Raw genomic sequence first — 12,215 nt, 5'->3', positions numbered from 1 at the left:
ACTAAGTGGATACAAGTAAAAGCAATAAACGCTTGACCGTGGTTGTGCCTTGCTACAATGAAGAGGCAGTTTTACCTGAAACGGTCAAACAATTAACTAAGATTTTACAAGAATTAATTGCGGCCCAGCAAATTAGCAAAGAAAGTCGGCTACTTTTTGTTAATGATGGTAGTCATGACCGTACTTGGTCACTGATCACGACTTATAGTCAAAAAATGCCGTGGCTCACCGGTATTAAATTTAGCCGTAATTTTGGTCATCAAGATGCTTTGTTAGCCGGTATGACTGTGGCCGCCGATCATGCCGATATGGTGATCACAATTGATGCGGACCTTCAGGATGATGTGAACGCGATCCCTAAAATGGTTGCTGCCTATTATGCTGGCTATGATGTTGTTTATGGTGTGCGCAATAATCGGGATACGGATACCTTTTTTAAGCGGCGCTCGGCGTTGGCTTTTTATAGTTTGATGCGCCGTTTAGGGGTCGATATGGTGCCTAATTCAGCTGATTATCGTTTGTTAAGTCAGCGCGCGGTTAAAGGCTTATTAGCTTTTAAAGAACGTAATTTATTTTTAAGGGGGATCGTTCCGTTGGTGGGATTTCCAGCAACTAAGGTCTATTATGCGCGTAAAGAACGATTCGCCGGCACCTCTAAATATCCACTGCGGAAAATGATCAAGTTTGCGTTTGATGGGATCACGTCGTTTTCCACGGTACCGATTCGTTTGATCATGAATTTAGGTATTTTGTTGGTGATCGTGGGCATTGGGTTATTCATCTATACTTTGATCCAAACTAGTCGGGGCTTAGTTGTTTCTGGCTGGGCCTCACTGATGACTTCGATTTGGATGTTAGGTGGGGTGCAATTGATCTGTACTAGCATGATCGGTGAATATGTGGGTAAGATTTTTATTGAAGTGAAGCAACGGCCCCGGTACACGATCGAAGAGGAAAGCTATACGGATTCGTTTGCGCCGGAGCAACGGCATTTACGAACTGATGAAAAAAACGCCCCCGTAGCTTGAATTGATCAAGTACGGGTGATCAGAACTGGCACGCAATTAATGGGGGAATATTATGGGAATCTTTATAAGGCACGTGCTTGATCGAATGATTTTAGGGTTAGTGGCCCTAACTTTAGTAGGCGCCATGGTTTCTACTAATCTAATTAATACACGTCAGTTTGGACTGATTTTGACCACAGTATTCGTGCTTGCGTTTATTTTGATTGGGCTGCGTGTGCCCCAGGCGCGGCTAATTAAGTGGCTAGCTTGGCTTAAGCAGCCGTGGTTTTTAATTCTGCTGGTTAGTGGGTATCAAATCGCCTTACTGATCGGTTTGTCCACTCAAGTGGGCTACGATGCCGGCACCGTGCTCAGTACGGCAATGGGTGCGCACAATGATTATTATTTTTCAGTTAATCCCAACAACTTAGGGTTATTATTTATTGAGCGGGTACTTTTTTTACTGGCCCAAGCTTTAGGTTTAGCTAATTTCAAATTGATATTAAACGGCGTTAATTTAGTTTTGATCGATGCCGCCATTTTTTTGATCGGCTTGACTTTGAAAACTTATTTACATAAAAAACAGCACTGGTCCTTGTTGCCATTGTGTTTCTTGTTAGCACCGTGGATCGTTGTATTTTATAGTGATACGGCGGTCTTAGTGTTTGTCGCGCTCATGATCTTGCTAGTTTACACCGGGGCACAACGGGTCAAACAGCCTGCTTACCCACTTAAAAAGTTGATCGGGTTCAGTTTACTGTTTGGTGGGGCCACGTTTTTTGCTTATATTTTGAAACCTAGCGCAATTATTTTTGTGCTTGCGGTGGTGCTTGAATTGCTCTATTGCTTGGTTTGGTCGCCGCAAAAACAGTATTGGCGTGCATTGCTGTTTAGCCGCCGAGTTTTAATATTGTTCGCAGTCACGTGGCTGACTTTTGGTGGGCTAAAATTAACGGAACAAGTTATTCTGAGTCAACAAACTTTGGTGAGTGTTAATCAGGAAAAAGCCATGTTGCCTAGTCATTTTGTTTTAATGGGGATGAATCCCAAAACTGGCGGCGGCTATTCTGGAGCTGACTATAATCGTAGTTCCAGTTATCCGGATCCTAAGTCACAACAGCGTGCTAATCTCCGTTTGATCAAACAGCGCTTACAGCATTTTGGGGTTGTTGGCTACATTAAATTTCTAATTCATAAGAACTATAACAATAGTAGCGATGGGACACTTGGGTGGTCTAATGATAATCAGTTAGGTGAGCCTTCGTTAAAGCAACATCATTTCATTCGCTCATTTTTCTTTATCTATGGTTCCCGGCAGGCCGTTTATTTCGTTGCTGCACAAATTATTTGGATCGGTATTCTGCTGGGGGTTATTTTTAGTTGGTTAGATTCATCTGTTTTTGCGCGTAGCTTGCGGCTATCATTATTTGGCACTTTATTGTTTTTACTATTGTTTGAAGGTGGCCGTTCCCGGTATTTGATCCAAGCACTGCCAATGATCTATATTCTGGCGGTTATTGGCTGGACCCGCGTTGGGGCAAGCCACCTGTTAACACTTGATTGGCGCGTTGGTGATCGGCTGGTCACGCACCTGTTTAGACGTAGGGAGTATTGACCTAAGTCATTTTCACGGAATAAATGAGGTTAATTATGCAAATAAAATTAAGCAAAATGATCGATCGCATTCTTTTGGCATTCTTTTTTCTAACTTTTGCCGGTACATTAGCTTCAAATAATTTAAATGGGCAAATTTTAGGTTGGGGAATAGTCTATTTGCTGCTGATTGATGGGTTATTGGTAGTAGGCAAGCGGTATTTACCGGCTAAAGGGCAAGTGCTGTGGTCAGCGATCAAGCGCGTATTCAAATCAAAATGGCTTTTGATCGGCCTAACTGGCGTCTACCAAATTAGTCTGATCTATACTTTAGCTGGTGAAACTGGCTTCGATACAGGCATCGTTAAATGGGGTGCCCAGAGTACTTCGATTCCTGCCGAAAGTTACTTATATAATTATTTTTCTCATTATCCTAACAACCTAGGCCTGTTATTTTTTGAGCGGTTGGTCTATCGAGCGACAAAGTTTTTCGGGCTGACCAATTATACAATTGTACTTGATGTTATTAATTTACTGGCAGTAGATATTGCCCTTATTTTGATTAGTTTTGTTTTGCGCCAGCAACTAAAACGAACGGTTAGGTGGGTCTTGCTACCGTTGATTTTGTTGCTTTCACCTTGGATCGTGATCGTTTATACAGATACCTTGATCTTGCCTTTTATTGCAGGCATCATTTTGCTGCTGAATCATTTATTTGCATCGTGGCAAACGGAAGCTAAAATAAATTTTAATTTAATGGGGCAAGCTAGCCTGTTAGGGCTGATCACTTGGAGTGCCTACCGGCTAAAGCCTAACGCACTGATCATTGTGCTGGCGTTTTTGATTGAACTCGGGCTCGTCTTGTGGTCTAAGCAGGTCAAAATCAAGCCGCAGAAATTATTGGTGACGGCGGGTTTGTTTGTTATATTCTTTGGCGGTTGTCAATTGCTGGCGCAAAATAAGCTTAAGCACCAAACGTTTGTGCCGATCAATTCAGCGATCCAAGAATTACCCAGTCACTTTATCATGATGGGGATGAATAAGGCGACAACTGGCGGTTATTCACAGGCGGACTTTCTCTACAGTACGCAATATCCAACCCAGGCTAGTCAACAAAAGGCCAACTTCAAACGGATTCGCCAGCGTTTCGGAAAATTCGGCGTGTTAGGTTATCTAAAATTTTTAGTGGTTAAAAATTACGCTAATACCAGTGACGGAACGCTTGGTTGGCTAAATGAAGGCGACTTTTTTAGTAAACCCAATTTAAAAAAGCACGCGTTTATGCGCAGCTTCTTCTATAATTTTGGGTCGCGGTTAACGATCCAGCGAACGATTGACCAAGTTTTATGGATCTTGATCATGCTCGGGGTCGTTTTTAGCTTTTTAGAACGTTCTTTTCTGTGTCGGGTTTTACGGATGACCTTTTTCGGCCTATTAGTTTTCTTGCTTTTCTTCGAAGGTGGGCGGGCGCGCTACATGATCCAATTTTTGCCGGTGATCTATAGTTTAGCGGTGGTCGGTTGGTGGCGAACTTGGCAATTTTTGCATGAAAATAAATTCATTACTTGCCGGGGATTAAAGTCACTGCCAGGCCACCATAACTAGCGAACAAAAAAGCCATCATTCAAGGTTAACCTTGATCAGATGACTTTTTTTCTAGTTCCAGTGCATTCGGCGTTGTTTGTTTAAAGAGTTGTAGGCAGACATAAGTGACCAATTGGATCAAGGTCATCAAGAAAACAAAAATTAGCATACGTGGCTGCCACATATCCAATAATGGTTGGATAAATTTTGTCGGTTCTAGAATAATATAGATCGAATGGAGCCGTAAAAAGCGACCGATAAAAATGCCGACAGAAGTCAAAAAGGTGATCAGCACCACTAAACTAGTTTTGATCAAGGTCGTGTCCGGAAAACGCAGGCGGACGATCACCGCCTGGATAGTGTGTTCCATGCTCCAAAAGCCTAGCAAAGTGCAACTAAGAGCGGCCACCGTTAAGTTCGTGTAGGCGAGCCACATCCGTAAACTAAAGCGGATCAAACCAGTAGCTGGATCATAGGGATGCAGCAAGGACAAGTGAAATAGATCAGTTAACAAATAAGGGGCGTTAGGGTAGAATAACAGCCAAAACACGACCAGTAACCAGAAAAATAATGCTGAACGTGGTTGATGCTGATCATAGTGAAAGGCGATTTCAATTGGGATATAACCAAGAAAAGTATTAAGCAAAACAAAACGAAATGGCGCAACCGCGAAGAAATAAAGATAAACAAAAAACAAAAGAAATGCACCGCGCACGAACCAACGATAGCGTTGGGCCATAGAAATCACCTCCACAAAAGGTTCTTAAGCTCTATTTTAACAAATTTACTGGCTGGTGGCTGCGAATTGGACTGAATTTTCCTGGGTGGGTGTGATCTACATTGCCAGCGCCGCTAAAAGGTTGCTATTAGTGCACCTAATAATCACTCAGCAAGATAGTGCTGTTCGTGCTATAATAAAACGCGAGTTTACAAAAATGGGGGTAGCTGCATGTCTTTAAATTGGAGTGACTTGCTGACCTGGAGTAATTTTGTCAACGTCCTTGATGTTTTGGTCGTTTGGTATTTTGTTTACAAACTGATCATGTTGGTTCGCGGCACCAAGGCTGTTCAGTTACTCAAAGGGATCGTCGTCATTGTGGTGATCAAATTGATCAGTTGGGGCATTGGCCTGCGCACGGTGTCGTACATCATGGATCAAGTCATTAACTGGGGCGTTATTGCCAGTGTGATCGTTTTTCAGCCGGAAATTCGGCGCGGTCTGGAACATTTAGGCCGGGGCTCTATTTTTACGCGCAATCGCAATCAAAATGAAAAAGAAAATCAGATGATCGCGGCTTTAGATAAGGCGATCCAATATATGTCGAAGCGGCGCATCGGCGCTTTGATCACGATCCAAATGAACACTGGTTTAGAAGATTATATTGAAACTGGGATCGACTTAAACGCCGATGTGACCGGTGAACTGTTGATCAATATTTTCATTCCCAATACGCCGCTGCACGATGGGGCGGTGATCATTCAAGATGGTAAGGTCGCCGTGGCCGCTGCTTACTTGCCCCTTTCGGAAAGTAATTTGATTCCGAAAGAGTATGGGACGCGGCACCGTGCGGCAGTCGGGATCAGTGAAGTCACTGATGCGTTGACGATCGTTGTGTCGGAAGAAACTGGCGGCGTGATGATCACCCGGAATAGTGAAATGCTGCAAGAATTGACGCAAGAAGATTATTTGAAATATTTGCGGCGGGCCTTAGTTAAACCCGAAACCCCACAGCGAAATGGCGTGCAAGAATTTATTGACGGCATTATCAAAGGGGGGACCCGCAAATGAATGGCTTCAATAAGTTTTTCAACAGCCCATTAGTTTACCGGATCCTCGCGCTGGTTTTTGCCATTATGTTATTTGGCTACGTTAATATTGACCGGATCAATTCGACCCGGGAAGCGACAACCAGCAGTACCACAATGTTGGCTAATAAAAGCCGCACCTTAAAGGTCCCGTTGCAGATCAACGCGGATACAGATAAATATTTTATCACCGGTTATCCAGAGAAAGTCAAGATCAACATCGAAGGACCTAGTGCTTTAGTAACGGCAACAGCCAACACGCAGAATTTCAAGATCATGGCAAATTTGGAAAAATTAGGCGTTGGCAAACATACAGTTCGGCTGACGCAAGAGGGCTTGAATAAGGAATTAGGTTACCGGATCGTGCCCAACACGATTAAAGTTAATATTCAGGTCAAGGCCGCCAAGCGTTTTCCGATCCAAGTGAAATTTAACAAGGCTAATTTGGCGCAAGGCTATACCAGTGGTGATCCTGAATTAAGCCAAAGCACTGCGGTAGTCACTGGCTCAAAGGCAGAGATCGATTCGATCAACTCGGTGGTCGCTAATGTGAACGCCCAAAATAACTTGACCACGGATCTTACCCAGCAAACCACTTTACAGGCGCTGGATAAACATGGCAACACAGTCAACGCCCTGCTTGATCCAGAGACGGTTAAGGTGACGATCCCAGTTATGCGGCCAACTAAGAAGGTGGCGCTCAGTCTGAAGCAAACCGGTAGCGGCGATAGCGACAAAACTTATCAGTTGTCCAGTGACGTGCATAACGTGACCTTAACAGGTGCACAAACTAGTCTTGATAAGATTTCTACTTTAGCCTTAAATGTGTCGGTGACGGATATTTCTAGTACCACCACGAAAACGATCACGGTACCAACCAGTAATGGTGTGACGGCTGATCCAGCGACGGTCAAGGTCAAAATCACTGTCAGTGATAGCGATACAGAAAGTTCGTCGGCTGCATCCAGCAGCGCTAGCAGTCGTGATGCTGCCAGTTCAAGTGATAGTAGTAGTCAACAATCCAGTAGTTCAAGTGACAGCTCAAGTAGTGCTGATAGTAGTAGCGAAAGCGCCAGCAGCTCGTCCAGTAGCAACTGATATTTGAATAGGAAATGAGGAATTTAAACATGGGTAAATACTTTGGAACAGATGGTGTGCGCGGTGTGGCTAATCAAGAATTAACGCCAGAATTGGCTTTTCGAGTGGGCCGTACTGGTGGCTATGTTCTAGCACAAGCACAAGAAAATAAAACTAAGAAGCCACTAGTTTTGGTTTCCCGTGATACACGGATCTCCGGGCAATTATTACAACAATCATTGATCTCCGGTTTGCTATCTGTTGGCATCGAAGTTTTAGATCTTGGCATTATTTCCACGCCAGCAGTGGCCTATTTGACCCGGATCCAAGGGGCGGCAGCTGGGGTTCAGATCACCGCTTCCCATAATCCGGCAGAATATAACGGCATCAAGTTTTTTGGCCCGGATGGGTTTAAATTACTGGACGAACAAGAAGCCCAAATCGAAGCCTTGTTGGACGCACCTGAAGATAAACTGCCACGGCCGGCGACAACGGGTTTAGGGACGCTGGCTGATTATCCAGAAGGTATGTTGAAATACATTCAGTTCTTAGAACAAACCTTACAAGAAGATCTTTCTGGGGTAAATGTGGTTATTGATGCTGCCAACGGTGCGACTTCTGGGATCGTTAACCGGTTGTTTGCTGATCTAGAGGCTGACTTCACGACGATCGCGACGAAACCAAACGGGACGAATATTAATGATGGGGTTGGTTCGACTCATCCCGAAAAATTGGCTGCTAGTGTGGTTGAGCAGCAGGCCCAGGTCGGTTTGGCCTTTGATGGTGATGGTGATCGTTGTATTGCCATCGATGAATTAGGCAACATTATTGACGGGGATAAAATTATGTTCATTCTCGGTCAATATTTTGCTAGCCGGGGCCGGTTGAAGCAAGATACGGTGGTCACAACAGTGATGAGTAACCTTGGTTTGTATAAGGCCTTAGCGGCCGCTGATCTCACGTCGAAACAAACCAAAGTTGGTGATCGCTATGTGGTCGAAGAAATGCGCGAACAAGGTTATAACCTAGGTGGCGAACAATCTGGCCACGTGGTTTTATTTGATTACAATACCACTGGTGATGGCCTATTAACGGGAATCCAGTTATTGAACGTTATGAAGCAAACTGGTAAAAAGTTGTCCGAACTGGCGGCACCGGTTAAGACTTACCCGCAACGGCTAGTTAACATTAAAGTGGTCGATAAGAAACAAGCTTTAGCGGACCCTGAGATCAAATCGGTGATCGATACGGTTGAAAAAGAGATGAATGGCGAAGGCCGCGTTTTAGTTCGTCCTAGTGGAACGGAGCCTTTATTGCGGGTCATGGCGGAAGCAGAAACACAAGAAAAAGTGGATCAATACGTTGAACGGATCGCCACCGTTGTCCGGGAGCGCGTCGGGATCAAATAATGGTTTAAGGATTTGCAATGAAAATTGTCAATAGGTAGACACTATATTTAGTGGTCGCGTTGCGGCCGCTTTTTATTTGGCCTGAAAGCAAGGGATTATTTTTGGACCAATTAAACTTTTTTAAGGAAATTTAATTAGTGAAATTATTGACAATCTGCTTATAATCAACTATATTTATATCTGTTTCCAATAACAATAACCTGAAAGGAAGTCTATACCAATTTTGAAAACGGAATAGCGCCAGGGCCACTTTTTAGTGGTTGACGAGGAGGGAGTTTATCGACGATCGGCGGGTGACTCCAGGGTCTGCACTCTACAGAGTTTAGGTTAAAAACAAGTGTAAGCTTGCAACAGAGCCTAACTCAAGCAGTTGGAAACATATACAAACAAAAATAAACGAGAGAAGGATGTTGTATATGTGCGGAATTGTTGGTGTCATTGGTAAAAAAAATACGGTCGAGATTTTATTAAACGGCCTTAAAAAATTAGAATATCGTGGTTATGATTCAGCCGGGATCTACGTCAATGATCAAAGTGGTCATGATTATTTGATCAAAACCAAAGGCCGGATCGCGGCGCTTGAAGCTAAAATTGGCGCAGAGGTAGCGGGTACAATGGGCATCGGGCATACCCGGTGGGCCACACACGGGGTGCCTAGTGATACTAATGCGCATCCCCATGTTTCTACAGATGGCCGCTTCTATTTGGTTCATAATGGGGTGATCAATAACTTTGCGGAATTGCGTGATCAATATTTAGCTGACGTTGATTTGGTTAGCCAAACAGATACTGAAGTTGTCGTTCAGCTGATCGCCCATTTTGCAGCCACCGAAAATTTATCTGGTAAGGAAGCTTTCCGGAAAACATTGACCTTGTTGGATGGATCATATGCGTTTTTATTAGTCGATCGAACACAGGCCGATAAACTTTATGTTGCTAAAAATAAAAGTCCTTTATTGATCGGAGTAGGTGACGGTTTTAATGTTGTTTGCTCTGACGCAATGGCAATGTTGGCCGAGACTAAAGATTTTATTGAATTACATGATGGTGAAATGGTGACCGTTACTAAAGAAAATGTGACCATTGAAACCGTGGCGGGCGAACCCGTTAATCGTGCGTCCTACCATGTTGATATGGATGCCAGTGACACCGAAAAGGGACCTTTCCCATTTTATATGTTAAAAGAGATCAATGAACAACCAGCCGTTTTGCGGCGTTTAGTTCAAGATTATTTAGATGAATCCGGTAAGCCAGTGATCGAAGTCGATTTATTAAAGGCGCTTGACCAAGCGGATCGGCTGTATATCTTGGCTGCCGGCACGAGTTACAATGCCGGCTTAGCGGCTAAAGCTGTTTTTGAAAAATTAGCTGGGATCCCAGTTGAAGTTGGTTTGGCCAGTGAGTTTGGCTATAATACACCATTGTTGTCCAAAAAGCCCTTCTTCTTATTCCTTTCCCAAAGTGGTGAAACCGCTGATAGCCGCCAAGTTTTAGTTAAGGTCAATCAATGGGGCTACCCAAGTTTGACCATGACCAACGCACAAGGCTCAACGCTTTCACGTGAAGCCACTTACACCATGTTGCTCAACGCTGGCCCAGAGATCGCCGTTGCCTCCACTAAGGCATATACGGCACAGATCGCTTTACAAACGATCTTGGCGAAGGCCTTAGGTGAAAAGCGCGGTGTGGCAGCTGCGACCGCCTTTGATGCACGTAAACAATTAGGGTTAGTGGCCAATGGGATGCAGACAATCATTGATGAAAAAGATTTCATCAATCAGTTGGCTCAAAATTATTTGGCAACGACGCGCAATGCATTTTATATTGGTCGGGGCTACGATTATGCGGTTTCGTTGGAAGCAGCATTGAAGTTAAAGGAAATCTCTTACGTTCAAGCTGAAGGCTTTGCTGGCGCGGAATTAAAACATGGTACAATTTCGCTGATTGAAGAAGGCACGCCGGTTTTAGCGATCATGACTGATAAACGTGTGGTTAGCCATACACGCGGTAATGTTCAAGAAGTACGTGCACGTGGCGCGCACGTCTTGACGATCGCCATGGAAGCTGTTGCAAATAAGGACGACAATATTATTTTAGCTGATGTTGATGCGTTGATCTCGCCGTTATTAAGTGTGGTACCAACACAATTATTGGCTTATTATACCAGTCTAAATCGCGGCTATGATGTGGATAAACCCCGTAACTTAGCTAAAGCCGTAACCGTTGAATAAAGCTAAACTAAAAATCGAGCGCAAAAGCTCGATTTTTTTGTGTGAAATTACCTTTTTATGGCGGGTTATGCTAAATTAGATTGAAGTCATTAAATTTCTAAGGATGTGAGTCGTATTAAACGTTTTTCACGCGATAATTGGTGGTTAGTGCTGTCACTAGGAATCATGATCTTACTTTTCATCAGTTCATCAGAAACTTATAAGCAACAAACCTCGGTTCCGTTTTTAGAGCATTGGTTACACAATCAACCATTTAAAGCGCAACTGTCCGGGATTTCCTTCAAATATGTGGGTCAAGAAGTCAGTATTGCCAGCAGTGGCTACTATAAATTTATCGAGTTCTTTATTCGCAAAGGCGCGCATTTTGGCAGCTACTTTTTAATGGGGCTAGGCGGCTATATGGGTTACCGTAACCGGATCAAGCAAACAGGACTGACGATGATCGTTGTTTGGTTAGCGGCCACCGGTTACGCTGCACTGGACGAATTTCACCAAAGTTTGACTGGCGGTCGGACGCCGTTGTTCCAAGATGTTTTGTTGGATGCAAGTGGCGCATTGACTGCAATTGTGTTGGCCTGGCTGTTCATTAAATTTTGGCGGCGCCGCGGCAAAAAAGCCGTCTAAGCGCTTGATTGCGCTTGCTGCATCTGCTACTATATATTAGGTGTCTTTTAATAGCGCCACATTATTTTTAAGATAAAGGAAAGAGGGACATAACATGTCAGGACATTCAAAATGGCATAATATCCAAGGCCGTAAAAACGCCCAGGATGCTAAGCGTGGAAAAATTTTCCAAAAAATATCTCGCGAGTTATACATGGCTGTAAAAGCTGGGGGTCCTGATCCTTCATCTAACCCCCAATTACGCTTGATCATGGATAAAGCACGGGCCGCTAATATGCCAAAAGATAACGTTAAACGGGCTGTTGATAAGGGCTCAAGCTCAGATACAGCTAATTATGATGAAGTAACTTATGAAGGTTATGGTCCTGGTGGCGTTGCTGTTCTAGTTCACGCCTTGACCGATAATAAAAACCGGACCTCATCTAGCGTGCGTGTTGCGTTTACCCGTAATGGTGGCACTATGGGTGCAGCTGGTTCAGTGTCTTATATGTTTGATCGGCGCGGTTTGATCGTGATCGAACGTGAAGGCTTAGATGTAGATGAAGACCAAATGCTGGAAGATGTATTGGAAGCTGGCGGCGATGACATGCAAACAAGCGACGATGCTTTTGAGATCTATACTGATCCTAAGCAATTAGCCGCTGTACGCGATGCTTTAGAAGCTAAAGATTATACTTTGGCCACTGCTGAGTTGACGATGATCCCAGAAAACACAACGCCAGTTCCACCAGAAAAAGCAGAACAATTTGAACGCATGATCGATCTTTTAGAAGACGATGATGATGTTTCTGAAGTTTATTATGCTGGTGAATTACCAGAAAATACTGAAGCCTAAACGCTTGTCAGTTGTTACTAATGTCAGTCGCTACACCGCAAAATAATTG

The 12,215-nt window shown here is 43.9% G+C and carries 10 protein-coding genes; 9 read left to right on the top strand and 1 reads right to left on the bottom strand.

The genetic code is table 11. From position 1 onward, the window contains the following. Positions 1-5: 5 nt before the first annotated feature. From FFM78_RS04955 to FFM78_RS04945, 3 genes are read left to right on the top strand one after another with little or no spacing between them, the layout of a single operon-like run. Positions 6-1,028 (top strand): glycosyltransferase family 2 protein, encoded by a 1,023-nt coding sequence (locus tag FFM78_RS04955; RefSeq protein ID WP_137637335.1) that lies wholly within the window; start codon positions 6-8, stop codon positions 1,026-1,028. A 52-nt stretch (positions 1,029-1,080) separates the two neighbouring features. Continuing rightward, the gene (locus tag FFM78_RS04950; protein ID WP_137637334.1) at positions 1,081-2,622 is read left to right on the top strand and encodes a glycosyltransferase-like membrane protein; all 1,542 of its coding nucleotides are present in this window, start codon (positions 1,081-1,083) and stop codon (positions 2,620-2,622) included. Between the two features lie 35 nt (positions 2,623-2,657). Next, positions 2,658-4,205: a glycosyltransferase-like membrane protein gene (locus FFM78_RS04945; protein ID WP_137637333.1), complete on the top strand. Its 1,548-nt coding sequence runs from the start codon at positions 2,658-2,660 to the stop codon at positions 4,203-4,205. Between the two features lie 25 nt (positions 4,206-4,230). Here FFM78_RS04945 and FFM78_RS04940 read toward each other — a convergent pair whose 3' ends face one another. Then, complete coding sequence (locus tag FFM78_RS04940) at positions 4,231-4,923, bottom strand: DUF1361 domain-containing protein (protein ID WP_137637332.1); 693 nt, start codon at positions 4,921-4,923, stop codon at positions 4,231-4,233. Between the two features lie 210 nt (positions 4,924-5,133). Here FFM78_RS04940 and cdaA point away from each other — a divergent pair, with 210 nt between their 5' ends. The 6 genes from cdaA (at position 5,134) to FFM78_RS04910 (ending at position 12,166) form a co-directional block, all read left to right on the top strand. Continuing rightward, entirely contained in the window at positions 5,134-5,973 is an 840-nt protein-coding gene (cdaA, locus tag FFM78_RS04935) for a diadenylate cyclase CdaA (protein ID WP_137637331.1), read from the top strand. Then, a complete protein-coding gene (locus tag FFM78_RS04930; RefSeq protein WP_137637330.1) occupies positions 5,970-7,088 on the top strand; it encodes a CdaR family protein in 1,119 nt (372 codons plus the stop codon). The genes cdaA and FFM78_RS04930 overlap by 4 nt, the downstream gene beginning before the upstream one ends. Positions 7,089-7,117: 29 nt before the next feature. Then, positions 7,118-8,476: a phosphoglucosamine mutase gene (gene glmM / locus FFM78_RS04925; RefSeq protein ID WP_137637329.1), complete on the top strand. Its 1,359-nt coding sequence runs from the start codon at positions 7,118-7,120 to the stop codon at positions 8,474-8,476. Positions 8,477-8,892: 416 nt separating this feature from the next. Next, on the top strand, positions 8,893-10,707 hold the full coding sequence (glmS, locus tag FFM78_RS04920) for a glutamine--fructose-6-phosphate transaminase (isomerizing) (protein ID WP_137637328.1): 1,815 nt from the start codon (positions 8,893-8,895) through the stop codon (positions 10,705-10,707). Between the two features lie 105 nt (positions 10,708-10,812). After that, complete coding sequence (locus tag FFM78_RS04915; protein ID WP_137637327.1) at positions 10,813-11,331, top strand: VanZ family protein; 519 nt, start codon at positions 10,813-10,815, stop codon at positions 11,329-11,331. A gap of 94 nt (positions 11,332-11,425) precedes the next feature. Beyond that, positions 11,426-12,166, top strand: coding sequence for a YebC/PmpR family DNA-binding transcriptional regulator (locus FFM78_RS04910; protein ID WP_137637326.1), 741 nt, complete (start codon positions 11,426-11,428; stop codon positions 12,164-12,166). The last annotated feature ends 49 nt before the right edge of the window (positions 12,167-12,215 follow it).

Origin of the sequence: Loigolactobacillus binensis (assembly GCF_005405165.1) — a bacterium.
Taxonomy (GTDB): domain Bacteria; phylum Bacillota; class Bacilli; order Lactobacillales; family Lactobacillaceae; genus Loigolactobacillus; species Loigolactobacillus binensis.
This window is presented reverse-complemented; position numbering and strand designations above follow the sequence as displayed.

Excerpts from the sequence above, each read along its gene's own strand:
- FFM78_RS04950 (WP_137637334.1), top strand. The coding sequence starts at position 1,081 with ATGGGAATCTTTATAAGGCACGTGCTTGATCGAATGATTTTAGGGTTA.
- FFM78_RS04945 (WP_137637333.1), top strand. The coding sequence starts at position 2,658 with ATGCAAATAAAATTAAGCAAAATGATCGATCGCATTCTTTTGGCATTC.
- FFM78_RS04940 (WP_137637332.1), bottom strand. The coding sequence starts at position 4,923 with ATGGCCCAACGCTATCGTTGGTTCGTGCGCGGTGCATTTCTTTTGTTT.
- cdaA (WP_137637331.1), top strand. The coding sequence starts at position 5,134 with ATGTCTTTAAATTGGAGTGACTTGCTGACCTGGAGTAATTTTGTCAAC.
- FFM78_RS04930 (WP_137637330.1), top strand. The coding sequence starts at position 5,970 with ATGAATGGCTTCAATAAGTTTTTCAACAGCCCATTAGTTTACCGGATC.
- glmM (WP_137637329.1), top strand. The coding sequence starts at position 7,118 with ATGGGTAAATACTTTGGAACAGATGGTGTGCGCGGTGTGGCTAATCAA.
- glmS (WP_137637328.1), top strand. The coding sequence starts at position 8,893 with ATGTGCGGAATTGTTGGTGTCATTGGTAAAAAAAATACGGTCGAGATT.
- FFM78_RS04910 (WP_137637326.1), top strand. The coding sequence starts at position 11,426 with ATGTCAGGACATTCAAAATGGCATAATATCCAAGGCCGTAAAAACGCC.